The 25,028-nt window shown below is 59.9% G+C and carries 20 protein-coding genes; 6 read left to right on the top strand and 14 right to left on the bottom strand.

Annotation, left to right across the window (positions count from 1 at the left end; translation table 11 throughout):
• Positions 1–70: 70 nt before the first annotated feature.
• The 3 genes from Q1A07_RS21555 to Q1A07_RS21545 form a co-directional block, all read right to left on the bottom strand.
• On the bottom strand, positions 71–751 hold the full coding sequence (locus tag Q1A07_RS21555; RefSeq protein ID WP_299784538.1) for a rhomboid family intramembrane serine protease: 681 nt from the start codon (positions 749–751) through the stop codon (positions 71–73).
• 44 nt (positions 752–795) lie between these two features.
• Entirely contained in the window at positions 796–2,061 is a 1,266-nt protein-coding gene (locus Q1A07_RS21550) for a hypothetical protein (protein ID WP_299784537.1), read from the bottom strand.
• Positions 2,062–2,185: 124 nt separating this feature from the next.
• Positions 2,186–2,788: a polysaccharide biosynthesis/export family protein gene (locus Q1A07_RS21545; RefSeq protein ID WP_299784536.1), complete on the bottom strand. Its 603-nt coding sequence runs from the start codon at positions 2,786–2,788 to the stop codon at positions 2,186–2,188.
• 260 nt (positions 2,789–3,048) lie between these two features.
• On the opposite strand from Q1A07_RS21545, the gene Q1A07_RS21540 reads away from it, so the two are divergent.
• Positions 3,049–4,110, top strand: a complete 1,062-nt coding sequence (locus Q1A07_RS21540) for a glycosyltransferase family 61 protein (RefSeq protein WP_299784535.1) — start codon at positions 3,049–3,051, stop codon at positions 4,108–4,110.
• A gap of 8 nt (positions 4,111–4,118) precedes the next feature.
• Here the strand turns inward: Q1A07_RS21540 and Q1A07_RS21535 are convergent, their stop codons facing one another.
• Complete coding sequence (locus tag Q1A07_RS21535; RefSeq protein WP_299784534.1) at positions 4,119–6,566, bottom strand: tetratricopeptide repeat protein; 2,448 nt, start codon at positions 6,564–6,566, stop codon at positions 4,119–4,121.
• 160 nt (positions 6,567–6,726) lie between these two features.
• The gene (locus Q1A07_RS21530; protein WP_299784533.1) at positions 6,727–7,422 is read right to left on the bottom strand and encodes a sugar transferase; all 696 of its coding nucleotides are present in this window, start codon (positions 7,420–7,422) and stop codon (positions 6,727–6,729) included.
• Between the two features lie 469 nt (positions 7,423–7,891).
• Here Q1A07_RS21530 and Q1A07_RS21525 point away from each other — a divergent pair, with 469 nt between their 5' ends.
• From Q1A07_RS21525 to Q1A07_RS21515, 3 genes are read left to right on the top strand one after another with little or no spacing between them, the layout of a single operon-like run.
• Entirely contained in the window at positions 7,892–8,773 is an 882-nt protein-coding gene (locus tag Q1A07_RS21525) for an AAA family ATPase (protein WP_299784532.1), read from the top strand.
• The gene (locus Q1A07_RS21520; RefSeq protein ID WP_299784531.1) at positions 8,770–10,317 is read left to right on the top strand and encodes a chain length-determining protein; all 1,548 of its coding nucleotides are present in this window, start codon (positions 8,770–8,772) and stop codon (positions 10,315–10,317) included. Before Q1A07_RS21525 ends, Q1A07_RS21520 begins: the two co-directional genes overlap by 4 nt.
• 37 nt (positions 10,318–10,354) lie before the next feature.
• Entirely contained in the window at positions 10,355–11,176 is an 822-nt protein-coding gene (locus Q1A07_RS21515) for a CpsD/CapB family tyrosine-protein kinase (protein ID WP_299784530.1), read from the top strand.
• Between the two features lie 54 nt (positions 11,177–11,230).
• On the opposite strand, the gene galE is transcribed toward Q1A07_RS21515, so the two are convergent.
• The 6 genes from galE to rfbC all read right to left on the bottom strand — a co-directional run bounded on the left by galE (position 11,231) and on the right by rfbC (position 17,197).
• Positions 11,231–12,232 carry a UDP-glucose 4-epimerase GalE gene (gene galE / locus Q1A07_RS21510; RefSeq protein WP_299784529.1) on the bottom strand — a complete coding sequence of 334 codons (1,002 nt, stop codon included), beginning with the start codon at positions 12,230–12,232 and terminating at the stop codon, positions 11,231–11,233.
• A gap of 231 nt (positions 12,233–12,463) precedes the next feature.
• On the bottom strand, positions 12,464–13,834 hold the full coding sequence (locus Q1A07_RS21505; RefSeq protein WP_299784528.1) for a phosphomannomutase: 1,371 nt from the start codon (positions 13,832–13,834) through the stop codon (positions 12,464–12,466).
• Positions 13,835–13,866: 32 nt separating this feature from the next.
• Positions 13,867–14,733, bottom strand: a complete 867-nt coding sequence (gene rfbA, locus Q1A07_RS21500) for a glucose-1-phosphate thymidylyltransferase RfbA (protein ID WP_299784527.1) — start codon at positions 14,731–14,733, stop codon at positions 13,867–13,869.
• A gap of 13 nt (positions 14,734–14,746) precedes the next feature.
• Entirely contained in the window at positions 14,747–15,592 is an 846-nt protein-coding gene (gene rfbD / locus Q1A07_RS21495; RefSeq protein ID WP_299784525.1) for a dTDP-4-dehydrorhamnose reductase, read from the bottom strand.
• On the bottom strand, positions 15,589–16,629 hold the full coding sequence (rfbB, locus tag Q1A07_RS21490) for a dTDP-glucose 4,6-dehydratase (RefSeq protein ID WP_299784523.1): 1,041 nt from the start codon (positions 16,627–16,629) through the stop codon (positions 15,589–15,591). Before rfbB ends, rfbD begins: the two co-directional genes overlap by 4 nt.
• Positions 16,630–16,633: 4 nt before the next feature.
• Positions 16,634–17,197, bottom strand: a complete 564-nt coding sequence (rfbC, locus tag Q1A07_RS21485) for a dTDP-4-dehydrorhamnose 3,5-epimerase (RefSeq protein WP_299784546.1) — start codon at positions 17,195–17,197, stop codon at positions 16,634–16,636.
• Between the two features lie 178 nt (positions 17,198–17,375).
• Here rfbC and Q1A07_RS21480 point away from each other — a divergent pair, with 178 nt between their 5' ends.
• Positions 17,376–18,707: a UDP-glucose/GDP-mannose dehydrogenase family protein gene (locus Q1A07_RS21480; protein ID WP_299784521.1), complete on the top strand. Its 1,332-nt coding sequence runs from the start codon at positions 17,376–17,378 to the stop codon at positions 18,705–18,707.
• Here Q1A07_RS21480 and Q1A07_RS21475 read toward each other — a convergent pair.
• Complete coding sequence (locus tag Q1A07_RS21475; RefSeq protein WP_299784545.1) at positions 18,704–19,972, bottom strand: nucleotide sugar dehydrogenase; 1,269 nt, start codon at positions 19,970–19,972, stop codon at positions 18,704–18,706. The genes Q1A07_RS21480 and Q1A07_RS21475 overlap by 4 nt on opposite strands.
• A 32-nt stretch (positions 19,973–20,004) precedes the next feature.
• Positions 20,005–21,018: an NAD-dependent epimerase/dehydratase family protein gene (locus Q1A07_RS21470; protein WP_299784519.1), complete on the bottom strand. Its 1,014-nt coding sequence runs from the start codon at positions 21,016–21,018 to the stop codon at positions 20,005–20,007.
• A 305-nt stretch (positions 21,019–21,323) separates the two neighbouring features.
• Between Q1A07_RS21470 and Q1A07_RS21465 the strand changes: the two genes are divergently transcribed.
• On the top strand, positions 21,324–23,927 hold the full coding sequence (locus tag Q1A07_RS21465; RefSeq protein WP_299784517.1) for an AMP-binding protein: 2,604 nt from the start codon (positions 21,324–21,326) through the stop codon (positions 23,925–23,927).
• Here Q1A07_RS21465 and Q1A07_RS21460 read toward each other — a convergent pair.
• Positions 23,920–25,011: an acyltransferase gene (locus tag Q1A07_RS21460; RefSeq protein ID WP_299784515.1), complete on the bottom strand. Its 1,092-nt coding sequence runs from the start codon at positions 25,009–25,011 to the stop codon at positions 23,920–23,922. The genes Q1A07_RS21465 and Q1A07_RS21460 overlap by 8 nt on opposite strands.
• Positions 25,012–25,028: the final 17 nt, after the last annotated feature.

Raw genomic sequence — 25,028 nt, 5'->3', positions numbered from 1 at the left:
TTTTTCTTTTGCGCGACGGTCTGCAGTCTTGTCGGACCTGCTGCCCCCACCTGCTGCGGGGCGACAAGCCTTAGGCGTCTTCTGATTTCTGTGGCCTTGGGTCGACCACCAGCGCCATGATCCAGCCGGCGACAAATCCACCCAAATGGGTTTCCCACGCCAGTTGGCCATCCATCGCCCACCACATCACGAGGTTCAGGGCCGCAAGGCCAAGTATGGCGCGGGCCACCGGCCAGAGCCCTTCGCGATAGGTATAGCGATCGACATAGGCCCATGCGAGAAGCGCGCCGGCCAGTCCGAACAAGGCCCCCGACGCCCCGACCATCGGTCTCAGATTCGAGGCAAGCAGCGCAAAGCCCAAGGCCCCTCCAAGAATGGCCCCGGTATACAGCAGGCTGAATCCCCAGGCTCCGACCCGGTCCATGACCGCACGCCCCAGCGACCACAGGGTCATCATGTTCACGGCAAGATGTGTAAGCCCCCCGTGCAAAAAGCTGTAGGTAAAAAACATCGTATAGGGCTGGGCCGTGAAGTTGGGCTGCCAGTCCTTGAGCAGCCCGGGCCAGAAACCGTAGTAGTCGTAGGTCATACGGCGCAGCGGGGCGGTGATCCCTATTTCACGGTCGGCCAGCTGTAAAACCACCTCAATCAGACAGCACAGCGCAATCAGCCCGGCCAGCAGCAGGACCTGCGCAGTCCGCCCGGTTTTTGAGGGATACTCCTTGGAGCCAGGGGTGCTGTGTTCAGGCATTGCCTATCATGGTCGGGCGGGTTTCGCCTTTGCAACCTTCTGCATCAGGGGAACCAGGCAAAACTTCTTTGTATCCCGACAAATATGGCATTCGAACTGCGATCCGCTTCTGAATCGCGGCTCGAAAGCGTGTGGCTCACACCGGTCACCAATCCCCAGTCCCGGGTCAGGGCGTAGCGATAGGACAGGCCCAATTCAACACGCTGACCATCATCCGCGGCTGCGCCCAGTTCGTTCCTGTTGAACAGGGATATGGTAGCGCTCAGGCTGGACAGCTCGTTGATATCCTGCCGGTAGCTGCCGCGCAGTGTGGTGTTGATTTCTTCCTGGTTGTTGCTGTCTGCCGTGACCGTCTGTGACAGGCTCACGCTAATCTCGGCGCTTGGCAGCACATGTTGATAGGACAGGCCGTAAAGCGGGTTCAGATCACTCTCGTCACTGCGGGTGGCGCCCAGGTTGAACGACAGTTCCGACCCGCGCTGCAGCGTCATGGACCGGCTGAGCCGCAGCGACTCGCGCCGCCCGTTCGAGGTCACATCCGAGGCCAGGTTCAGGTTAAGTGATCCGTTGACCATCGCCTGGGAGACATCGACCCCGAAGCTCAGGCCTTCGTCCACCTCATTCCTGGTGCCGCTCTGTTCGACCCGGGTCTGGCTGAGCGAGGTATCGATGGTGAGGCGCGGCGTGACATCCAGGCCAACACCTGCCCCGAAGCCCGTTGTGCGGCGGTCGACGCCGTCGCCATCCACATCGAGGTTGCTATAGTTGGCGGTCAGTCGTGCCGTGATGCGCGGGTCTATGCGGAACTCCAGCTGACCCGACGCATTGTCCGTTGTCCGGTCCGTCAGATCAGGATCGACGGTCCCGCTGTACTGAATTTCGCTGCGCGACAGCTGGTAACTTGCACCAATCGGGGCCTGTTCTCCTATCGCTCCGGACAGGCTGGCGCGATAGCTTGAACGGGTGCCGGTGCTTTGGTTGATGGAGTCCCCGTCTTCCAGGAATTCCTCGTCGAAGACCTGGGAATCCACGTCGGATTCACGATAACTCAGATCGACGCCAATGCGCGAGGCCCGACTGGCCCGGTCATAGCCGAAGTTCACAAACGGGTTCAGCAGGTCGATACTTGACCGGTCGTTGCGGCCTTGTTCGATATCCAGGCCCAGGTTGAACTCAAAGCTCTGGATGTCCGTGTTTCCTGCGAGCCCGAAGCCAAGAATGGTGCGCCCGAAGATATCCGAGTCGCTTTCAGCTTCGAGATCGGGGTTGTCGCTGTACTCCAGGCGCTGCGTAATATCCAGCGAGGCCACAAGACCGGGCGGCTGGTTATCCTGTGCCGTTGCAATCGCGCTGACACCGAAGAGGGCGCATAATGCAGAAACCGCGCCAACTCCGTGGCGCAGTTTTATTGTCTTCGACCTGTCGGAAACTGGTTTATTCGAACAGGCGTCTTTGTGGTACGAGGATGACATCTCCATCCTTCAGCTCGATCTTGTTGCTTATGGCTCCATTCGACAGAGCCTTATAGTTGATGTTGTAGACTTGTTGTCCACCTGTGCTTGGGTCGTCGCGCCGCAACTGGATGCGTTTGGTTGCCGCAAAGTTCGAAAAGCCGCCGCTGATCGCCATGGCCTGTAGCAGTGTTGTGCCCCGTTCGACCTGGAAGATACCGGGGCTTCTGACCTCGCCAAGGAAATAAACGCTGATTGCATCTTCCACGGTGCTGCCAGCGGCGCCGACGTCCGGGCGGAAGGCCGGTTGCACGGAGACAAAAACCGTAGGCCGGGTGGTGAAATTCGATTGGATCGCGTTGGTGATCGCTTCCTGAACCTGTGCAACGCTCCGGCCCGCCGCCTGCAATGTGCCGGCAAACGGGAAGCTGAAACGCCCGTCAGGCAGGATGACAACGGAGCGGTTCAGGCTGCTGTCTTCGAGCACCTCGATGACCAGCACGTCACCAGGCTGGGCGCGATATTCGGACTGCGCCAGTGCTGCCGTTGCGAAAACGGCAAGGACAAGACCAGCTATGATACGCATCAGTGCCTGCATGGGGAGAACAGTCCTTTCCACAGAATTTAGCTTAATCTCCTCGCAGAGCACTTACAAGGAAAGGCCGATCTGTATATTTCATGCGTATCTTTTGCGAAGTGTGCTGTTGGAGTAACGGACAGAAACCGGAATGCATGCCGCTTTTCGCCACCTGATCAGGGCTATCGACAAACCGATTTATTACGTGCTCTTGAAGCAGGGTCCCGTCCTGCGGGACCGGGATCGGAAAACCAGGCAAGGGGTATGGGATGCAGCAGGGCCTCGGCAGCAGTGACAAGGACAGCCATGTGGTCGACCTGAAGGCGCATGCGGTGCCGCCGGGGTGGATGATCGGCCCGCGATCCTATCTGGTGGACCGGATCGTCGCAGGTCTGGAGCATGTGCATCTGCCCGCCAAGACCAGCGGCGGTGGGCAATTTACCTTTACGCCCGGTCACCATGTGTTTGCGCCACCCTCCCGTCACTGGCTCAAGGAAAAGGTCAAACCCCGCGGCAGGATGTCATGGGATGGCCCCAGGCCGATTGTCGACCTGCGTGTCAACAGCCCGGAAAACTGGGCGCATTTTCTGAACAATCACCTGGCCGTGCTGGCGCTGATCTGCCGCACGCTGGAGAGCCGATGGGACGGGTTCACGCTGGTACTGCCCGGCAAGACACCCGGATACATCCGGGCGGTCGCAGAGGTGTTGGAGCTGGATGTTTTCTATTCGGATGCCGCGATCGAGGCCCGGGGCATCCGTGTCACATATGACAATTGGGTAGCAATCCGCGGCGAACGCCACGCGTTGCTGCGTGATGCGCGGATCAGCCCGGTTGCCGCAGCGCTCGAGGCCGGGCGAATCCCGGTACCCGCGACGCCCGGACGGTTGTTTCTTTCACGTAAATCCACGCGTGGGCTGGCAAATGAAGATGAGATCGCAACGCTGCTGAGTGCTTCGGGGTTCGAAAAAATCTACCCCGAGGACATGGATGTTGCCCAGCAGATCGGCACCGTGATGCATGCGCAGAGTATTGTTGCGGTGCACGGGGCAGCGCTGGCGCCCATTCTCTACCGTTCAGCCGCCGCGGCACCGCTGAAACTGGTGGAGCTTTTTCCCGTGGGGCACGTCACGGATGTCTACCGGGCAGCAACTTCTGCCATTGCCGGGCACTGGTGCGGGGTGCGGGGTAAACTCCAGGCGGAACATCTCAGGGAGATTTACCGCCTGGATCAATCCTACAAGAAACATTCCCTGCAGCATTTTGAGGTTGATCCGGCTTCTGTCACGAAGGCGCTGGAGATCGTGGACGCCCCGCAACAGGGCGCCTGATCACGAGATCAATTCTCGACTGTTTCAGCCAGCGTCTGGACCTGCGCCCGGGCTTCTTCGATCTGTGTCCGCTGATCGATCGGACCAGCGACCTCTACAGCAATCCGGAACTGGGCCAGCGCCTTGGCGGGCATCTCCAGAGCGAGATAAACCTGGGCCAGATGGTATTGCACAATCGGATCGGACGGCAGACCTCTTGCCGCGGCCTCGAGATAGGGCAGGGCCTCCGCACTGTCGCCGCGCCGATGGGCAATCCAGCCGTAGGTATCCTGCATCGCGGGGACATCCGTTTCCTTGAAGCGGCGCGCGACGGTCCAGGCCCGTTCCAGGCTTTCTTCATCGGAGCGGTAGGTCGCCAGCATGCTGGCGAGGTTGTTTGCGATGATGGAAGAAGTCGGGCGTGTCGCGTAGAGGTCTTCGTAAATCTCGATGGCGGCATCGATATTCCCGTTACGCTCTTCATATGTTGCCTTGGCCCACAAAAGTGCCGGGTCGCCCGGTACGGCTGACAGACCTTCATCGATCACGGTCCGGGCGGCGTCGGGGTCGCCCTGCCGCATGGCCAGTTTTGCAAGTTCGCCCCAGACGCCGGCGCGTTGTGCATCCGTTGCGAGCAAGTCACGGTACAATGCTTCGGCAGTGTCGAAATTTCCATTGGCCGTCTCGGTCGCCGCGAGGACGGCCTGTATCACTTCGTTCTGGGGGTTTTCCTGTTGCAGATCACGCGCTTTTTCCAGGGCGGCGTCTGTATTTCCCGTGCGCAAGAGCGCCTGCACAAGCGCGACCTGTGAAGAAAGCGAAGCATCGGCAGAGTTCGCCAGATCTTCGAGATATTGCAGGGCCTCCTCAATGCCGCTTTGCGAGTTGATGCGCGCGGCTTCCAGCCCATTGGCGCTGCGCACCGCATCGGGGTTGTCCATCCGGCGCAGGCTTTCGATCACCTGCGACAGGCGGCCCGCATCGTCGGTCCGGAGATAGATTTCCCCCAGTGCCTGCAGGATGCCGGTGTTTTGCGGCGCAAGCCGCAACGCCTGCAGCAGAATGTCTTCGGCGGGTAAATAGCTCTCATCTTCTATCAGGAGACTGGCATACCGCAGGGTTTCTGTCGGGGCATTGCCAGAAGCGTCAACCGCCAGCGACAGGAAATCGCGTGCCAGTTCGGGCCGGCCGGCCCGCTGGTGGGCCTGGGCCATCAGCGTCATGGCTTCGGCGTCATCGGAATCTGTGTCCAGCGCACTGCGCAAAGAGGCAATGGCCGCATCAATGTCATCCGCCTGAAGGTACCATGTGGCCTGCATTTTCAGCGCTTCGGCATGTCCGGGCTCTTCTGCCAGCAGCTCTTCCACCAGAGCGCGGGCGCCGACCTCATTGCCCATCGTCTGCAGCATCTTGGCCAGCACGCCTTTGACATCGTTGACTTCGGAGGACGGCTCGGCGGTTTCCAAGACATCCTGCAGTTCTTTCACGGCTGCTTCACGCGCGCCGGCTTCGAAATCCATGCCCGCCCGCAGAGCGCGGAAAACCACGGTATCGACACCCGCCTCGATGGCCTTGTCGATTTCCTCGCGCGCTTCCGCCCTGCCGCGAACCTCGGCCAGGAAGCGGATCAGATCAGCCCGCGCACCGGTTTCATTATCGCCGGCGTCGGCCACCTGCTGGCGCAGGAAGGTTTCCACCTCATCGGTTTGGCCACGCGACATGTAGAACCGGATCAGAGACTGCTTGTTGTTGGTGTCCTCCGGGAAGCGTTCGACCATTTCGCGGAGCTGTTGTTCGATCCCTTCCATGTCATCGCGCTGTGACAGCACCAGAAGGCGTTGACGCCAGTACGTCAGGTTGTCGGGGTCGCGTTCCAGCAGCCAGTCGATCTGGGCCAGGGCAGCGGTCGTGTCGCTGTCGCGCAGATGGCTGTCGAGCACGATGCTGCGCAGGATGACACTGTCGGATTGCGTTTCCAGCAAGGCCTTGGCGGCCTGCGCCTGTGCCCGCAGATCGCTGTTGTTCTCTGCCAGGGCTGCCGCGCGATAAGCGCGGGCAATGATGATTGCCTTGCTGCGGGGGTCTTCGGGGTTCAGACGTTCCACCGCGGCGCCATGGCGTTCGACATCTTCCCAGTTCTGCACCATGAAGGCGAGCTCGGCCAGTGCGATGCGGGCTTTGAAATCATCGGGATATTGTTCGACCAGCCGCAGGTACTGACCGTAGGCGCTGCGCATGTCATCGCGGTGGTCTAGGTGAATCTCGGCCAGCTTGTGCCGGGCTTCCTGGTGGCTGCCGTTGAGCTGGAACACGTTGCGGAACTCGATGATTGCACGATCATAGTCACCGCTTTCCATCAGGGCGAGCCCGCTCTGGAAATGCTCTTCAGCCTGTTCTTCGACCGATTTACACCCGACCAGTACCAGTAGCAGCAGCACCATGAGCGGTGCGGGTCTCAGGAAACGAAATAGACGCATGACATGATGTCCTTCACTAGGCTGCGCAATCCCTGCAGCTGCGTAATTTTACGATACTGCCGGGGCCGGGACCAGAACTTAAAATTTCGAAAGAAACACTCTTTGTTGATGGCAGCTGTCTGTACAGGCCATCAACACTGATTTCGACCGTGTGCGTGCGTCAGTACCCGGTGCCGCGCCACACGACATCAACGGTCCGCAGCAGGATCGCGAAATCTGTTTTCAGCGACAGGGCCCGGTTATAGGCTTCGTCGAATTTCACGCGGTCGATGAAGGCCCCTTCGTTCCGGTCGGAAACCTGCCACAGCCCGGTAATGCCTGGCCGCAGATCGAAATAGGAATTGCCGGTGTAGCTGTCCCGCTGGCACAACATCATGGGCCGCGGGCCAACCAGGGACATGGTCCCGTTGAGCACGTTGAGCAACTGCGGCAGCTCATCAGCGGAAATCTTGCGTAGTATACGCCCGATCAATGTGATGCGCGGGTCATTCTTGAGCTTTTGCGTGGTTTCCCATTCCTGGCGGGCTCTCGGATCCTGTGCCAGGCATTCCGCCAGTCTCTGGTCGGCGTTGTGAACCATGGTCCGCAGCTTCCACATGCGGAAGCTGTCACCGTTCCGTCCGACGCGCATTTGCGAGTAGAAGGGATTGTGACCATCACGCGCGATCAGCAGCGCGAAGAGGGCAATGATAGGAAAGGCAACCGGCAGCAGGACAAGCGCGATCACGATATCAAAGGCGCGTTTCGCGAAATGCCGGTAAATGCCATAGGGACGTTCAGCAATATGTGCCGGTACAACCCGTACTGTCTTGTTCTGTTCGATTTCCGTGGAACTGATTGGAAAATGTACTGTCATGGAACCTAAATCAGGTGAAATACCTGCCCTCAGAAAATAAACTACAATGCTTGCCAACCATCGGCAGACTTCTTTACCGCACCAAACCCCAACATGGGCGACCGTTAAAATTTATCACTGATTTAATTCGTGTGCAAACTAACGATTCCGAAATGGTTGATTTTCGTAAAATTGTTACGCTGTTTCGCCTTTTGGTTGTGCGAATGCCCAACAGGCCATCAACAAATTGTTTCTCAGGCCGCTTTCATCGTGCGATGTGCTGAAGATTGCGGCGACATTTGAAAAAATAGAATCGCCCACCGCGGGGCCTCAGACCGGATCGCCTATCGCCGCCGGGAGTTTTGTCATAGAATGTAAGGCAATAAGCAAAAACCACGTCGCCTTGAAAACTGCATACTTTGTAAATAGACACCAGAACGGTGGGCATGTTTGTAGTTTTTTTAATCGAGTAGCGGATACCTGTTAGGACATGAGCACACAGTTCTATACAGAACACTTTGGTTTTCGGGAGCGGCCCTTTACGCTTTTGCCCGATCCAGACTTCGTGTTCTGGTCCAAGGCGCATAGCCGCGCTTTTGCGGTTCTGGAGTACGGTCTTATTTCGCGCGCGCCGCTGACCGTGGTCACCGGCGAGGTCGGGACCGGCAAGACAATGCTCATCCAGGCCCTGCTGCAACATGCGGATGACACGATCACGCTGGGTCTGATCTCCAATGCGCAGGGGGACCGTGGCGATCTTCTGCGCTGGGTGCTCAATGCGCTGGATGTACCGGCGCCCCCCGCGATGGATTACGTGTCTCTGTTCCAGCATTTCCTGGACTTCGTGTTGTCCGAATATGCTGCTGGACGGTACGTGGTTCTCGTCATTGACGAGGCCCAGAACCTCGGCGCGGAAATGCTCGAAGAACTGCGCATGCTGACGAATATCAATTCCGGCAAGGATGAGCTTTTGCAGATCATCCTCACGGGGCAGCCCGAACTGCGCCAGCTGATCACCCGGCCTGAGCTGCGGCAGTTTGCACAGCGGGTCACGGCGACGTACCATCTGGAGCCTTTCGACCTGCCGACCACACGTGCCTATATCCGGCACCGGCTGACTCATGTCGGCGGGAACGGAGATGAAATTACACCTTCCGCCATGCGCCATATCTTCGAGGAGACAGGCGGTATCCCGCGGATGATCAACAAACTGTGCGATCTTGCGCTGGTCTACGCGGCCAGCGGCGACCAGAATAAGGTGGGTTTACCGACCATTCGCGAACTCTTCCGGGATGGGTTGGTGCTGAAGCCGGCGGAGCCTCCTCTGATTTTGACCGATCGTATCGACGTGCATAAGAAAGCGGCCGAATGAATCTTGAGCTTTGGTTTTACTGGAAACTGTTCTGGCGCAGATTGCCGGTGATGATGCTGTTCATCCTGATCGCAGCCAGCCTTGGCGTGATCACGGCGATGAAGCTGCCGGATACCTATTCCACCACCGCCCGCCTGTTGCTGGAAGAGCCGCAGATCCCGGACAGTATGGTGACATCGATCGTTCAGACAGATGCTTTGGAACAACTTGATATCGTTGAGCAAAAACTGGTTACCCGGGCCAACCTGATCGATATCGCCAACCGTTTCAACGTCTTTGAAGACCTGCGAAGCATGGATCCCGATACCGTTGTGCAGCAGATGCGGTCCGCGACCAGCATCCGTCGGACCGCGGGCCGGGGCAGGGCGACCCTGCTGCGCATTTCCTTCGAGGCCCGGTCAGGCCAGATCGCGGCAAATGTCGTCAATGAATACGTAACGCTGGTGTTGGCGGAGAATGCCCGGTTCCGCCGGTCCCGCACGGAAAGCACACTGGATTTCTTCGAGCAGGAGGTCGAACGTCTCGGGGATGATCTGGACAGTCAAAGCGCGTCCATTGCCAAGTTCAAGGCAGATAATGCCACTGCCCTGCCTGAAAATCAGCCATATCGGCTGGGCCGTCAGACCCTGCTGCAGGAGCGCCTGTCGCGGCTGGAACGCGATCTGAGCGCCGGGGAGCAGCAACGCCAGGATATTCTGACCATTTTTGAATCCACGGGTCGCGTGGAGCAGGGCAGCTCGCAAAGACAGCTCAGCCCGGTCGAGAGCCGGCTGGCCCGGGCACAGGCAGATCTGGATCAGGCCAGGTTGCTTTATTCGGAACAGCACCCGCGGATTATCCAGCTCCAGACCCAGATTGATCGTCTTGAGGCGACCCTTGCCGAACAGGCAGGAACGGTCGGGACCGATGCACCGGAAATCACGGCGGAGCAGGCCTTGCTGCAATCCACGCTGCTGGAGATCGACAACCGCCTGAGCAGCCTGCGGGGCGATATCGAGGCAACCACTGAGGAGCTCGATACACTGCAGCGGGATATTTCCCGCAGCTCGTCCAACGGCATTGAACTTGCAAAACTGGAGCGTGATTTCGAAGTCATCCAGGGGCGATATAACCGGGCGGTAAACAGCCTCAGCGGTGCGCGCATGAGCGAGCGGGTCGAGACAACCGCCCAGGGCCAGAAAATCACCGTGATTGAAACCGGAAATGTTCCGCGGGTCCCGACCGGGCCGGATCGCCCCAAGATTGCCCTGGCGGGTGCAGCGGCCGGGCTGATGGCCGCCTTCGGCTACTTCATGCTGCTGGAAATTCTCAACCGGACGATCCGGCGCCCGAGCGAACTGGTCTCGCGGTTCAATGTCACACCGATCACGGCCATCCCCTATATGGAAAGCCGCCGCCGTCGCATCATCCGTCGTTCGGGTATCCTGACAGCCACGCTTGCGGTCTTGATTATGGTTCCTTCACTGCTTTGGTATATCGATACCCACTATCTGCCGCTGGAGCTTGTGGTTCAGAAGGGGCTGAACAAGCTGGGACTGGGCTGAACCGCACTTCACTGTAAGCAACAGGATAAGAGCAAGCATGGAAAAATTGCAGGCTGCATTGGACAAGGCCCGAAAGAGCCGTGAGAAGGAAACAGCAGTTTCCGATGCCGTATCCGTGAGCCCGCCGCCCCGGAAGGTGGCGCGGCCGACATCGCTTGATGCCATGTGGCAGAACCTCAGTACCTTCGATGTGACGGATGAACAGTTGCTGCGCCACCGGGTTGTGACGCGTGAGGCGACATCTGCCGCGGCCCCGTTCGATATTCTGCGCACCAAGGTGCTTTTGCAGATGCGCCAGAACGGCTGGACGCGGCTTGGGATCACGTCTCCAATGCCACAATCCGGCAAGACCACCACAGCCTGCAATCTCGCTCTGGGGCTTGGACGTCAGCGCGATTTACGGGCCATCCTGATGGATACCGACCTGCGTGATCCGTCAGTTCACGAGTTCTTTCAGACCATCCCGTCCCACGGCATCGGCGAACTTCTGAGCGGTCAGGTGGGCTTTGAGGAACAGGCCGTGCGCATCGGCGATAATGTTGCATGCTCCATGGCCATCCAGCCCGAGAGCGATCCGACACGTATGCTGCTGGCTGAGGAAACGGCCAACGTCATTGCGCGTATCGAAGAGGAATATAAGCCCGACATCATGATTTTCGATCTGCCGTCGGTTCTGCCACGCGACGACACGCGGGCGTTTCTCAAGAACGTCGATTGTGCGCTCATCGTGATCCGCGCCAACACGACGCGGTACAAACAATTCGACAAATGCGAACGAGAAGTGAGCGAACATACGAATGTTCTGGGCGTTGTGTTGAACGCGCATATGAACACGAGTGACTTTATGCAGGATGAATAGATTAAGTGATTTCTGCAATTAATTTTGCATAATCATCATTATATTCCCGTGCCGTCATCCTATCCCACGGTTCATGAAATTCCACGCATCGGTGATGATGTTTTCCAGGGATGAATGCTCCGCGCGCCAGCCCAACACCGCATGCGCGCGTGACGGATCAGAGACCAATGCACTGGGGTCCCCCGGACGGCGGTCGCTTTCCACCACCGTAAAGCCGCGGTTTGTGACACGCCGGGCGGTCTCGATCACTTGGCTCACCGAATAGCCCTGCCCGGTGCCGAGGTTGATAGGCGTGAATGCCCCGGCCTCTTCATCGGTCGAGAGCAGCTTTTCAAGGGCCGCCACATGACCGCGCGCCAGGTCGGTGACGTGGATATAGTCGCGGATGCAGGTGCCGTCCTCGGTTGGATAATCGGTCCCGAAAACAGTGATCTGGTCGCGCTCCCCCGCGGCTGTCTGCAGCACAAGCGGAATGAGATGGGTCTCCGGATCGTGCCGCTCGCCGGTGCGCGCGCGGGCATCCGCACCTGAGGCATTGAAATAGCGCAGGGCGATGGCCTTGAGACCGGAGGCGGCAGCGGTGTCTTTCAGCATCGCTTCCACGGCGGCCTTGGTCTGGCCGTAGGGGTTGATCGGCTGGACGGGCAGCCCTTCATGCAGCAGCCCGGTATCGGCCTGATTGCCGTAGACTGCAGCTGTGGAGGAGAACACCAGCCGGTCAACGCCTGCCGCCTGCATGGCCTCGAGCAGCGACACGGTGGAGGCCACGTTGTTGCGGTAAAAAAGCAAAGGCTCGATCACGGATTGACCCGCTTCGATGAGGGCCGCGAAATGCACCACGCTGCCGATCTGATGGTCGGTCATCGCCTGGCTCAGGCGTGCATGATCTGAAAGCTCGCCCTCGACCACATGGTCCGAGAAGACCGCATCGCGGTGCCCGCTGGAGAAATTGTCATAGACAACCGGATTGAACCCCGCCTCCTGCAGGGCCAGCACCGTGTGAGAGCCGATGTAACCCGCGCCCCCGACAACCAAAACGTTTCTGTTCAGAGGCATTTGTCTATTCCAGTTTTCAGAGCCTGTTTTTGGCACCTGATGGCGCCTTTGGCTTGATAGTCTTCGGGGTCCGTTTGGGCAAGCGCGCTCCGCCGAGGCTCCCATGGTGTCAGGGTTCAGAGCGCTGGCAGGCAACATGTCGAGAGCCGCGTTACCTGCGCTGCACCACGATCGCAAAGCGGTGTATTTCGAACCTTCTACGACCGGCCATTCAGCGCGACAGAACAAGGGTTAGAGTGCGTGGTTGAGTTGTGCCAACGCCTGGGTGAGCAGCTTTTCGGCTGAAACAGGGTCTTTCGTTTCGATATAGAGCCTGAGTTCCGGGGCATTGCCCGACGGCCGTACGTGGATCACGTCGCCGTCCGTCATTGTCATGCGCAGCCCGTCCGTGAGGTCCATGTGGTGCTCCTGCTTGCCCAGCGGGGTCAGGAAAGCAGCACGGGCGGTGGGATCATTCTGCCATGTCTCCAACAACGGGCGGCTCTTGCTCTGTTCAATGTCCTGCAGCCGGTCTGCCACTGTGACAACCGGCGGTTCCTGAGCGACGCGGGCGGCGATGCCCTCTTTGCGGCCCGCATAAAGCACGGTCAGGATCGGCAGGGTACAATCGCGGGTGACCAGCGGTGCCAGCACGCCCGCAGGCCCCTGCGCCTCGAACCCCAGCAGGAAACCGCCATTGGCCTCATAGCCGACCACCCGGCCCTGCGCGTTTTCCATCGCGGCGATGACATATGGCGATCCGATCTGCGTCAGCCGGACGTCTTTGAACCCTTTCATCGTCACCCCGCTGTTGGAGGAGATCGGCGTGGCGATCACCTCGGCCTCCAGGGTTTCCGCGGTGATCTGACCCAGGATGTCGCCGGGGATCACGCGCCCGGTGTCATCGGCCAGCAGGGGGCGGTCTGAATCGCCATCCGTGGAGACCAGCGCGTGCAAACCGTAGGTTTTCACCCAATCGGCAATCTGGACGCGGACTTCCGGGTCCACCGCTTCGGTATCCACGGGGATGAAGGTTTCCGATCGTCCAAGCTCAATCACCTCGGCGCCGAGGTCGGTCAGGATGCGGGCCAGGGCATCGCGGCCCACGGCGCTATGGGCGTAGAGCCCGATGCGTTGACCTGCGAGCGCACCCGGCCCGAAGGCCGCGACGAAGCGGGCAATATAGCGATCATTGGCGCCTGTGTCCGTCTCCAACGCACCGGGGTGCGCAGCCCCATGGGGGGCCTCCAGATGCGACAGGATTGCGGCCTCGTCTGCCTTGCTGATTTCACCGCTGCGCACGTAGAATTTCAGCCCGTTGCGATCCGCGGGGATATGACTGCCGGTCACCATCACGGCCCCGCCATGTGCGGCTTGTGCGGCGAGGGCCAGCGCGGGCGTGGGCACCTCGCCGCAATCGATCACGCGAACCCCCATGGCGCGGGCCGCGTTGATCACATCCTGGGCGATGCGTGGAGAGGAAGGCCGGAGGTCGCGCCCGACGCAGAGCACACCACCGGTGTCACAGGCGGCAATAAAGGCCTGCACATGCCGGGAGATCAACTCAGAGGTCATGGCGGTGACCAGCCCGCGCAGGCCGCTTGTGCCGAATTTGACAGACATGGGATGCCCTCCGTTGGGTTGGATCGCCTTGTTTAGAGACTGTTCAGATAGGTGCCGTAGTCATTCTTGGCGTATTTTTCCGCTTCGCGCGCAAGGTCCTCGCGGGTGATCCAGCCCAGTTCAAAGGCGACCTCCTCAGGGCAGCCAATCTGCTGTCCCTGCCGTTTCTCGATGGTGCGTACGAAATTGCCCGCATCGAGCAGGCTGCCATGGGTGCCGGTATCAAGCCAGGCATAGCCGCGGCCCATGCGCTGCACGGTCAGGCTCTCTTCGGCCAGGTACATTTCCAGCAGGCTGGTGATTTCGACCTCGCCGCGGGCCGAGGGTTTGACGCTGCGCGCTTTGGCAGGGGCGGTGCCATCGACGAAATAAAGCCCGGTGACGGCGTGGTTGGAGGGTGGCACTTCCGGTTTCTCGATGATGCCGCGCACGATACCATCCGCGTCAAAATCTACCACGCCGTAGCGTTCCGGATCGGCCACCTGATAGCCAAAAACGGTAGCGCCTTGCGGTTGCGCATCGGCATCAGCCATCAGGGCGGGCAGGCCCTGGCCAAAGAAGATATTGTCCCCCAGCACCAGCGCCGAAGGCGCGCCATCAAGGAAATCCTCGGCCAGAATGAAAGCCTGTGCGAGCCCGTCCGGTGAGGGTTGCACGATATAGGTAAGTGAAATCCCCCATTGCGACCCATCGCCCAGCATACGCTGGAACTGCGCCTGATCCTCCGGGGTGGTGATCATCGCGATCTCGCGGATATCCGCCAGCATCAGCACTGACAGCGGATAGTAGATCATCGGCTTGTCATAGATCGGCAAAAGCTGCTTGGAGACCCCCAGCGTGATCGGATAGAGCCGCGTGCCCGAGCCACCCGCCAGAATGATACCTTTGCGTTTGGTCATGGAAATCTCCTTGTCAGGTTTTCAGGCCCGTCAGAACCTCGGCCAGCCCGGCGCGCCAATCAGGGCGCACGATGCCGAAGGCGGTCTCGGTGGTGGCGCAATCAAGCCGGGAATTCAACGGGCGCGTTGCCGGGGTGGGATAGTCGGCGGTCGGGATATCGGTCACATCGACCGCAAGCCCCGCTTGCGTGAAGATCTCGCGCGCAAAATCGGCCCAACTGACGTCCGGGGCCCCGCTGAAATGATAGGTGCCGGATGTATTCGCATCCGTCTTGAGGGCCTGCGCCATCTTCATGCAGGCTGCTGCAATGTCGCGTGCAGGCGTCGGCCCGCCGATCTGATCGGCCACGATAGTGAGTGCGTCGCGTTCCGCCCCGAGCCGCAGCATGGTCTTGGCGAAATTGTTGCCGTGGGCCGAAAACACCCAAGAGGTGCGCAGGATGGCGTACCGCCCCCCTGCCCCGGCAACACCTCGCTCCCCCCCGAGCTTGCTGGCACCGTAGACGCCCAGAGGACCGGTGGGATCATCCGGTTGCCAGGGGGCGGTCCCGCCGCCCTCAAAGACGTAATCGGTGGAGATCTGCACAAAAGGCAGATCACGTGCGGCGGCAGCGGCGGCCATCGCCGTGGGGGCCATGGCGTTCACGATCATCGCGGTGTCGCGCTCTTCTTCAGCGGTGTCGACGCCCGTATAGGCGGCGGCATTGATCACCGCATCGGCCTCGGTCTCGGCAATGAGGGCCTCGCAGGCACCGGGATCGGTCAGATCGGCGTCTGCGCGCCCCAGACAGGTCACGCCGTCAAAGCGGGCCAGTTCCGTGGCCACCTGCCCGGTCTTGCCAAAGACCAGAACCTTCATGTCTTCACGCCCAACCGGGTGCCCACACCCTGACGATCCTGTAAGCTACGCCACCAGTCTTCGTTATCGAGATACCATTGCACGGTTTTCTCCAGACCTTCTTCGAGCGTGACCGACGGTCGCCAGCCCAGTTCCGTGGCAATGCGCGTGGGATCGATCGCATAGCGCAGATCATGGCCCGGACGGTCGGTCACAAAACGGATCTGATCTTCATAGGGACTGTTTTTCGGGCGCTTTTCTTCGAGAATGCGGCAGATCGTGTGCACGATATCGATGTTGCGCGCCTCGTTCTCGCCGCCGATGTTGTAGCTGCGCCCAAGGGTGCCTTTTTCCAGCACGGTCAGCAGCGCGTCGGCGTGATCCTCGACATACAGCCAGTCGCGCACGTTTTCGCCCGCGCCGTAGACGGGGATCTCCTGCCCTGCCAGCGCATTCAGGATCACCACGGGGATCAGCTTTTCAGGGAAGTGATAGGGGCCGTAGTTGTTCGAACAATTGGTCATCACGATCGGAAGCCCGTAGGTCTCGTGCCAGGCGCGCACCAGGTGATCGGAGGCCGCCTTGGAGGCCGAATAGGGCGAGCGGGGATCGTAGGGCGTTTCTTCGGTGAATTGCCCGGTCTCGCCCAGCGAGCCAAAAACTTCGTCCGTGGAAATGTGGTGGAACCGGAAATGCGCCGGTTTGCCGGCCTGCGTCCAATAGGCCCGCGCGGCCTCCAGCATCTGGTAGGTACCGGTGATATTGGTCTCGATGAAATCGCCCGGCCCGTCGATGGAGCGGTCCACATGGCTTTCCGCGGCCAGGTGCATCACCGCATCGGGTTGGTGTTTTGCAAAAACCCTGTCGAGGGCAGCGCGGTCCCGGATATCGGCCTGCTCAAAGGCATAAGACGGGTTGTCCGCGACAGAAGCCACATTTTCCGGACAGGCGGCGTAGGTCAGCGCGTCCAGATTGACGATCCTGTACCCCCGCGCCACGGCCAGCCGCACCACCGCAGAACCGATGAACCCTGCCCCGCCGGTCACAAGCAATTTCATGCGTTTATCCTTCATAGACAAAAGGGCTGTCGAAATCCGCCAACCCGGGGGCGGCGGCGTCTTTTTCAGACAAAACAGGCTCTAAATTACCCAAACCCCAGTCAATTCCGATCCGCGGGCAGTCAAACCGCACGGCCCCGTCACACTCGGGCGCATAATAATCGGAGCATTTGTAGATGATCTCTGTCTCGGGTGCCCGTGTCGCAAAGCCGTGCAGGAACCCTGTGGGCACCACCAGTTGTTTACCATTTTCAAAGCTCAGCTCTTCGCCCACCCATTGCCCATAGGTGGGAGAGCCGCGTCGGATATCGACCACTACATCGTAAAGCGCGCCCCGCCCGCACCGCACCAGCTTGGCCTGCGCATGGGGGGGTGACTGGAAATGCAGGCCGCGCACCGTGCCCACCTGCATGGACAGCGAATGATTGTCCTGCACCCAATTGATATCAAGCCCGGCCTCGGCCATCTGCCGTTTACTCCAGCTTTCGCTGAAAAAACCGCGGGCATCGCCAAACCGTTTGGGGGTCAGGATGACCACACCTTCCAGTTTTGTCTTTTCAATCTGCAAAACCAATACCTTTACGCAACCATAATTCGCCCACCAATTACCAAGCGCCTCCGCAACTGTCATCCACAAACCCCTTACCGGATTGCATAAAGCACCTATGTCGCAAGGAATTGCAGTTGTTGACAGCCTCAGGCACATCCCGCATCACGCAACCAGGTATGGTTCAGGAGACGGGTAGATGAAAATTGCGATGATCGGCACCGGATACGTAGGTCTTGTATCAGGCGTGTGTTTCTCGGATTTCGGACATGAGGTCGTCTGTGTCGACAAGGACCCTGCCAAGCTCACCAAGCTGACCGCGGGCGAGGTACCGATTTACGAGCCCGGACTTGATGAGCTGATGGCCAAGAACGTGGCCGCCGGGCGTCTGACCTTTTCCGGTGATCTGGCAGAGGCCGTGGATGGGGCCGATGCGGTTTTCATTGCAGTGGGTACGCCGACACGGCGTGGTGATGGCCATGCGGACCTGACCTATGTGATGGCGGCGGCCGAAGAAATTGCGCGTGCCCTGACCGGCTACGCGGTGGTGGTGACCAAATCCACCGTGCCCGTGGGCACCAACGCCCGTGTGGCCGAGACGATCCGCGCGGCCAATCCCGATGCCGATTTCGATGTGGCCTCCAACCCTGAATTCCTGCGGGAAGGCGCGGCGATCGATGATTTCATGCGCCCTGACCGGATTGTTGTGGGCGTGGAGACGGACCGTGCGGCGGACGTGATGCAGGCGATCTATCGCCCGCTTTACCTGCGCGATTTCCCGGTGATGATCACCGATCTGGAAAGTGCCGAGATGATCAAATACGCGGCCAATGCCTTTCTCGCCACCAAGATCACCTTCATCAATGAAATCGCCAGCCTGTGCGAGCGTACCGGGGCGGATGTGAAGATGGTCTCCAAGGGCATGGGCATGGACGGGCGCATCGGCGCCAAATTCCTGCACGCGGGCCCCGGATATGGCGGCAGCTGTTTTCCCAAAGATACCTCTGCGCTGGCGCGGATCGGGCAGGAACACGGCGTACCGATGCAGCTGACCGAAACGGTCATCAAGGTCAACGCCGAAGTCAAACGCCGCATGGTAGAGAAGGTATTCGACCTCTGCGGCGGCTCGGTGAACGGCAAGACCGTGGCGGTGTTGGGGGTGACCTTCAAGCCCAACACGGATGACATGCGCGATGCGCCCAGCCTGACCATCGTGCCTGCGCTGGTGGGCAATGGCGCGCAGGTGCGGGTGGTCGATCCGCAGGGTTTCCGCGAAGGCGAAACGCTTTTGCCCGGCGTACGCTGGATGGACGATGCCTATGCCGCTGCGCACGGGGCCGATGCCGTGGTGATCCTGACCGAATGGAATGAATTCCGGGCGCTGGATCTCAAGCGGCTGGCCGGCAGCATGGCGCAGCCACGCATGGCGGACCTGCGCAACATCTACTCTCTGGACGAAGCCGGTCAGGCAGGTTTCGAAAGCTATTTGTCCATCGGGCGACGTGATGGGGTGGCGGGGACGGGCGCCTAGAGCCGCAAATCCGACTCGTCCTGTTCAAAGGCGGATTTCACATCAAAAAAGACCATGTCCGGACCACCGATGTCACGGAGCGCCTGCGCCCCCATCGTGCGGAAACAGTCATGGGCAACCGCCAGGATAAGCCCGTCGTATGGGCCCTCATCCAGGGTATCCACCAGGGTGACACCATAGTCGGTCTGCGCCTGAACCGGGTTGGCGACGGGGTCGTGCACCACAACGTCAACCGCATAGTCCTGAAGCTCACGGATCACGTCGATCACCCGCGTGTTTCGGATATCCGGGCAGTTTTCCTTGAAAGTCAGGCCTAATACCAGAACCCGCGCTCCTTTGACATGAACGCGTCGTGCAATCAGCGCCTTGACCATCTGGCGGGCGACATAGGCCCCCATGCCGTCATTGATCCGCCGCCCGGCCAGGATAACCTGCGGGTGATACCCTGCGGCCTCGGCGCGCGAGGTCAGGTAATAAGGGTCTACCCCGATGCAATGCCCGCCCACGAGGCCCGGGTGAAAATTGAGGAAGTTCCACTTTGTCCCGGCCGCATCCAGCACCGCTTGCGTATCGATCTCCAGGCGGTTGAAAATGATCGCCAGTTCATTGACCAGCGCAATGTTCAGATCACGCTGCGTGTTCTCGATCACCTTGGCGGCCTCGGCCACACGAATGCTTTGGGCCTTGTAGGTCCCGGCCCGGATGACTTGAGCGTAAAGCGCATCGATCATCTCGGCGGCTTGCGGTGTCGAGCCGGAAGTGACTTTCACAATGTCGCTCAGGCGGTGGGTCTTGTCGCCTGGGTTGATCCGCTCGGGGCTGTAGCCGACAAAGAAATCCCGGTTGAACGTCAGGCCTGACGCCTGCTCCAGCACGGGGACACAATCCTCTTCGGTGGCACCGGGATAAACGGTGCTTTCATAAATCACCGTATCCCCGGGCTTGAGCACCGCCCCGACGGTCGCGGAAGCCGCCAGCAGGGCTGTCAGATCGGGGCGCTTATGGCTGTCGATCGGCGTGGGGACCGTCACGATGAAAATGCTGCAGGTCCGCAGCGCCTCGGGATCCGCGCTCAGATCCAGATGGCGCGCGGCTTCAAGATCTCCGGCGCTGACCTCTTCGGTCCTGTCCTGCCCCTGACGCAGCTCGGAAATACGGGCCGCATTCGTATCAAACCCCAGAACCGGACGGTGGCCCGCAAATGCCACGGCCAAGGGCAGACCGACATATCCCAGCCCGATAACGGCGATTTTCCGGCTGTTCATATCGTCGAGGAGCGCGTTTTCACTCACGGGTGTCACCTGTCGTAGTATTCGCGGAACCAGCTGACGAATGCCGCGATGCCAGTGCGGATATCCGTGGAAGGACGATACCCGGTCAACCGCTGCAAAAGGGCAGCATCCGCCCATGTGGCCGGGACGTCGCCCTTTTGCATGTCCATGTAATTGCGCAGGGCCTCGACCCCCAGCTCAGCCTCGATCGCCTCGACGAAATCCAACAGGCGTACCTTGTCGGAATTGCCGATATTGACCACCCTGAACGGCGCAACCGGCGACAAGCTGTCCCCGGCAACGATCTCATCCGGGCTTTCGGGCCGCTCGGGGACCGCATCCATCAGCAGGCGGATGCCCCGCGCGAGATCCCCGACATAGGTAAAGTCACGATACATCTCACCGTGATTGTAGATATCGATGGGCCGGTGATCGAGGATTGCATCCACGAATTTGAAAAGGGCCATGTCGGGCCGCCCCCAGGGGCCGTAGACCGTGAAAAACCGGAACATGGTCGTGGGCAGCCCCCAAAGATGCGCATAGGAATGCGCCATCGCTTCGTTGGCTTTCTTGGTGGCCGCGTAAAAGGTGAGCGGCGTGTCGGCCTTATCGGTCTCTACAAAAGGCATTTGCTCGTTTGCCCCGTACACCGATGACGTCGATGCCATCAGCAGGTGCTGGACCCCGAGCGACCTTGCCGCCTCCATGACATTGAAGGTACCGGTGATATTGCTGTCGAGGTAGGCCCTTGGATTTTCGAGGCTGTAACGCACCCCGGCCTGCCCCGCGAGATGCACGATCACGTCAGGCTGGAACCGTTCCGCAACCGCGGCAAAGGCGTCTGTATCTTCCAGCATCGCTTCGGTCATCGAGAAATGAGGCGATTGTGACAGCATCTGGTGCCGACGCTGCTTTAGCCGCACGTCGTAATAATCTGTCAGCCCGTCGAACCCGTGAACGGTGATCCCTTCCTGGATCAATATCGCCGCCAAATGATACCCGATGAACCCGGCCGTACCCGTGATCAGGACTTTTTGCATAGATAAGCCTTCTGTTTTCACCACGCCGGTGCAGGTGTTTTCGTCTTATGCGGTAAATGCACCCGGAAAGGAAAGTGCTCTTGGCCTGATGACCGGGAAGTGATCACACCGAAGGAGTTGCGCAAGAATCCGGGCCATAAAACTGACACGCTTGCGTGTTTTCGCGGGCCCCAGGCAGTTTGCAATTGTCAAAAATAGCCAAACCGCACATATGAAGACCTGAATGCCTATACTGTAAAAGGGTCGTCGGACGCCAAGAATACGGGCAGACGGTCTAGAGGATAACGTCCCACTGCTTCATGAATGTGTCTGACCCCATATCCATCGATCCCGCGAAGCGGGTCATTCATGCGATCGACGCGGCCAATTCACTCGAGTTCCTGTCTGCCGTACTGGCCTGTTATGACGCGCAGCAGCTTTTTGCGATCACCCGGCCGGATATTGACCCCGCACAATACGCCGGCACTGTGGTGCCCCGCAGCCATGATGCGACAACGCGGGGATGGGGGGCGTTCGACCATACCCCTTCTACAAGCGATGCCCCTGCCCAGATCGTTTTCACCTCCGGCACCGAGGGCAAGCCCAAGGCCATCGTGCTGAGCCACCGCAACCTTGCGGATGTGGTCGGGCGGCTGAACGACGTGATGCAGGTCACCTCCGAAATTCGCGAATACATCGGCATTCCGGTGACCTATTCCTTTGGTCTGGGACGGGTGCGGGCCGTGAGCGCCGTGGGCGGCAGGTTCTACCTGCCCGAACGGTTCGACCCGCTGGAAATCCGCCGCATGCTGGAGGCCGGAGAGATCAATGCGCTTTCCGCCGTGCCCAGCCTGCTGCGCCTGCTGTTGCAGGCCCCCGAGGCCATCGGGCAGGCCGGCGCGCAGATGCGTTGGATCGAGATCGGCAGCCAATATATGAGCGCCGCGGAAAAGGCGCAGCTGGTGCAGCTCTTCCCCAATGCCCGCATCGTGCAGCACTACGGCATGACAGAGGCCTCGCGGAGCACTTTTCTCGTCATCTCGGATCACGAGGACCCCGATGTTCTGGAATCGGTTGGCCCGGCGCACCATGTCGAGATCACCGGCGATGGGGCGATCCGCCTGCGTGGTGCACATGTCGCCCTGGGGCGATTTGACGATACCGGCGCCCTAGTACCGCTGACCGATGACACAGGGTGGATGACCACCAAGGACCGGGGCGAGATCAGGAACGGGCATCTCTATTTCCTGGGGCGTGTCGACGACCAGATGAATCTGGGCGGGATCAAGATCGGCGCCGAGGCGCTGGAGGCAGCGGTGCTGCAAATCGTGCCCGCGGCAAAGGGACACTTCGCCATTACATCGACGCCAGATGCGCTGCGCGGCGAGGTTGTCCTGTTGGCGGCAGAGGCCCCTGCAACGGACATCATGCCCGTACTGGAGGCCGCGACACTGCATGCCCTGACCCAGAAAGGGATCAGTGCCGGGGCCAGCCTGCGCAAATGCCTGCTGGATGAACTACCACGCACGGCGACGGGCAAGATCCGCCGCGCCGCGCTGCGCACACAGGGCACCGACCCGGCAGACGATACTCCTCCCGCCAACCCGGGCGAGGCGCAAGCCCCGCTTTCCCGGGCAGAGGCGAAACTGGCCGAAATCTGGTGCAGCATCGTCGGATCCATTCCCCTCGACGCCCGCAATACGTTTTACGATGCCGGTGGCGACTCCCTGAGCGGGTTGCAGCTGGGTCTGGCGATGGAGAGCAAAGGCTATTCCCGCGCTGTCATCAATGCCACGCTGGCGGGCCGCACGCTTGCGGAAACCGCCCGGATGGCCGAGGCCAGCGAGGGCACCTCAAGCACGGCACAACTGCCTGCACAGACCCAGATCAGCTGGGCGCTGACGCTGACGCGGGGCATTGTCGTCATATCCGTGCTGCTCATGCATTGGGGCCATGGGCTGTTCAATGCCTTGTCCGTCCCATCGGATATTGTCGCATCGATGTGGACATTCCTGCGCATGGGAACGCCGGGGTTTGCCTTTGTCTTTGGACTGGGCATCGGTCTTTACATGCTGCCCTATGCCAATAGTCGGCCGCAGGCGGTGTATCACCGGATGCATCGGGCCTTCTGGCTGGTCATGATCGGCGTTGTTCTACAGGCTGCCGTTTTCGGGCTGCGGGGCGTTCAGCTGGGCAATCCGGTCAGCGGTCTGCTGATTTCCAACGTCTTTTACGGGGTCCTGACCTACTATGCGATCGTGCTGGCAACGGGGCGGCTGTGGCTGCCGCTTCTGGCGCGGATCAAGGCTCCTGTGCAAACCTGTCTGCTGCTTGCCTTTGGCATGTGGCTCTCTTGGATCGTGGCACGTGAGCTGATCACGGACGTCCAGCAGTATTCCTTGCTGGAACTGCCCCGTCTGATGTTGAGCGCGGGTTACAGTATCTTCAAGCTTGGCGCGATGACGCTGGCCGGTGTCGCCCTGGGCAGCTGGATATACACGCAAAACTCACCCGAACTGATTGCACGGCGCCTCTTGTTCGTGGGCAGTCTTGGCACCGTCTTCTGCATCGGGCTGCTCAGCGAAGCCTATGGTGCCGGCATATTCTTCCGCAATGCCGGCGAGTTCACCTCTTTGCCCGGACTGACCTTTTACGGGTGTTTATGTACCCTGCTGATGGGCGTTTTCCTCTATGTCACCGCCATCTGGCACCGCATTCCGCTGCTGTTGTGTTTGCCGTTGCGCGGGCTGATCGTTCTGGGCGGTATGGCCCTGCCGATCTATGCCTTCCACCAGATCGTACGCCCGGCCCGCGACAGCATGGTCCTGCTCGGCATGCCCGACATGGCAGCGCTCGGCCTGGCGGTCGGAGTTTTCACCTTGCTGATGGGCTACATCGCCGTGCGGATCTACCGGATGTATTTCAACTGACGGTCTCGGCCTTCTTGTGGCGCAATGCCAGGAAACGGCTTTCGAAGAACCTGAAGCTGAGCTCGGCGACAATGATCGACAAAACGGAATAGGCCACAAGCACAAGCCAGAAGTTGTCCAGTCCTGTCGCCATCGATACCGGCACGACAGCGCCGCGGGCAAACAGGTGATAGAGGTAGATTCCATAGCTGATCTGCCCGATCCGGGCGATCAGACGCAGCTTCATCAGTCCCGCAAGACCATTGTCTTCCCGCACCACCAGGGTGATCAATATCAGGCACATGACCGTATGGATCAGCAGGTTGGGCAGCCCTTCCAGCACCTTCGGCAGGCTCGACAGGATAAAGATGAGAAATGCCAGGCAGAGCCACGGCGCCGCCTTATGTTGCAACAAAGGTGCAATCGCGTCGAACCCGCGCCGCGATTGCAGGATCACCGCCACCAGGGATCCCATCAGGATCGGGGCATAGGTTGCCCCCCCGATGGAAAATCGCAAATCCCCAACGGTCACCGCTGTGATCCCGACATAGGAAAACAGACCCATCGCCGCGATGACATTAACCGCGATCAGCCCCAGCAGCACCGGCACAATCGCGCGCTGCGGAAGCAGCAGCAGCAACAGCGGCCAGATCAGGTAATACTGTTCTTCCATGGCCAGTGACCATGTGGGATGCAGAAAGCCGATGTGTTCAGGAATGATGAAGTTCGCCATAAACAGGTAGTAATAGGGCAGGATCGCCGCTTTTTCCGTCTCTCCGTTGAGAACGATATCATTGAAACCGGCCAGCGTGATCACCAGGAAATAGACCGGTAGAATGCGCAGGCTGCGCCGCCAGTAAAAACCACGCAGGCTGATGGTCCCCTTTGCCGCGTCTTCGCGCAGCAACAGCGTCGTGATCAGGAACCCCGAAAGCACAAAGAAGAAATCCACACCCAGATGCCCCCGCACCAGCAGAATATCCAGCTGGTGATAGGCCCGCGCGCCGGGCGCATGGTGCCAGAGCACGGCGGCAATGCACAGAAACCGCAGCCCGTCGAGACTGCCGAAATGCCGTGTGTTGAGATAGGTGCTGTGTGACGTCATCGTAGCGCTTTGCCTAA

The organism is uncultured Roseobacter sp. (assembly GCF_947492555.1).
Classification (GTDB): domain Bacteria; phylum Pseudomonadota; class Alphaproteobacteria; order Rhodobacterales; family Rhodobacteraceae; genus Roseobacter.
The sequence above is the reverse complement of the archived record's forward strand: the minus strand, read 5'-3'. Positions and strand labels throughout refer to the sequence as shown.

What these genes read in the sequence shown, in the direction of transcription:
- Q1A07_RS21555 (WP_299784538.1), bottom strand. Translation starts at nt 751, where the DNA reads ATGCCTGAACACAGCACCCCTGGCTCCAAGGAGTATCCCTCAAAAACC.
- Q1A07_RS21545 (WP_299784536.1), bottom strand. Translation starts at nt 2,788, where the DNA reads ATGCGTATCATAGCTGGTCTTGTCCTTGCCGTTTTCGCAACGGCAGCA.
- Q1A07_RS21540 (WP_299784535.1), top strand. Translation starts at nt 3,049, where the DNA reads ATGCAGCAGGGCCTCGGCAGCAGTGACAAGGACAGCCATGTGGTCGAC.
- Q1A07_RS21535 (WP_299784534.1), bottom strand. Translation starts at nt 6,566, where the DNA reads ATGCGTCTATTTCGTTTCCTGAGACCCGCACCGCTCATGGTGCTGCTG.
- Q1A07_RS21530 (WP_299784533.1), bottom strand. Translation starts at nt 7,422, where the DNA reads ATGACAGTACATTTTCCAATCAGTTCCACGGAAATCGAACAGAACAAG.
- Q1A07_RS21525 (WP_299784532.1), top strand. Translation starts at nt 7,892, where the DNA reads ATGAGCACACAGTTCTATACAGAACACTTTGGTTTTCGGGAGCGGCCC.
- Q1A07_RS21520 (WP_299784531.1), top strand. Translation starts at nt 8,770, where the DNA reads ATGAATCTTGAGCTTTGGTTTTACTGGAAACTGTTCTGGCGCAGATTG.
- Q1A07_RS21515 (WP_299784530.1), top strand. Translation starts at nt 10,355, where the DNA reads ATGGAAAAATTGCAGGCTGCATTGGACAAGGCCCGAAAGAGCCGTGAG.
- galE (WP_299784529.1), bottom strand. Translation starts at nt 12,232, where the DNA reads ATGCCTCTGAACAGAAACGTTTTGGTTGTCGGGGGCGCGGGTTACATC.
- Q1A07_RS21505 (WP_299784528.1), bottom strand. Translation starts at nt 13,834, where the DNA reads ATGTCTGTCAAATTCGGCACAAGCGGCCTGCGCGGGCTGGTCACCGCC.
- rfbA (WP_299784527.1), bottom strand. Translation starts at nt 14,733, where the DNA reads ATGACCAAACGCAAAGGTATCATTCTGGCGGGTGGCTCGGGCACGCGG.
- rfbD (WP_299784525.1), bottom strand. Translation starts at nt 15,592, where the DNA reads ATGAAGGTTCTGGTCTTTGGCAAGACCGGGCAGGTGGCCACGGAACTG.
- rfbB (WP_299784523.1), bottom strand. Translation starts at nt 16,629, where the DNA reads ATGAAATTGCTTGTGACCGGCGGGGCAGGGTTCATCGGTTCTGCGGTG.
- Q1A07_RS21480 (WP_299784521.1), top strand. Translation starts at nt 17,376, where the DNA reads ATGAAAATTGCGATGATCGGCACCGGATACGTAGGTCTTGTATCAGGC.
- Q1A07_RS21475 (WP_299784545.1), bottom strand. Translation starts at nt 19,972, where the DNA reads ATGAACAGCCGGAAAATCGCCGTTATCGGGCTGGGATATGTCGGTCTG.
- Q1A07_RS21470 (WP_299784519.1), bottom strand. Translation starts at nt 21,018, where the DNA reads ATGCAAAAAGTCCTGATCACGGGTACGGCCGGGTTCATCGGGTATCAT.
- Q1A07_RS21460 (WP_299784515.1), bottom strand. Translation starts at nt 25,011, where the DNA reads ATGACGTCACACAGCACCTATCTCAACACACGGCATTTCGGCAGTCTC.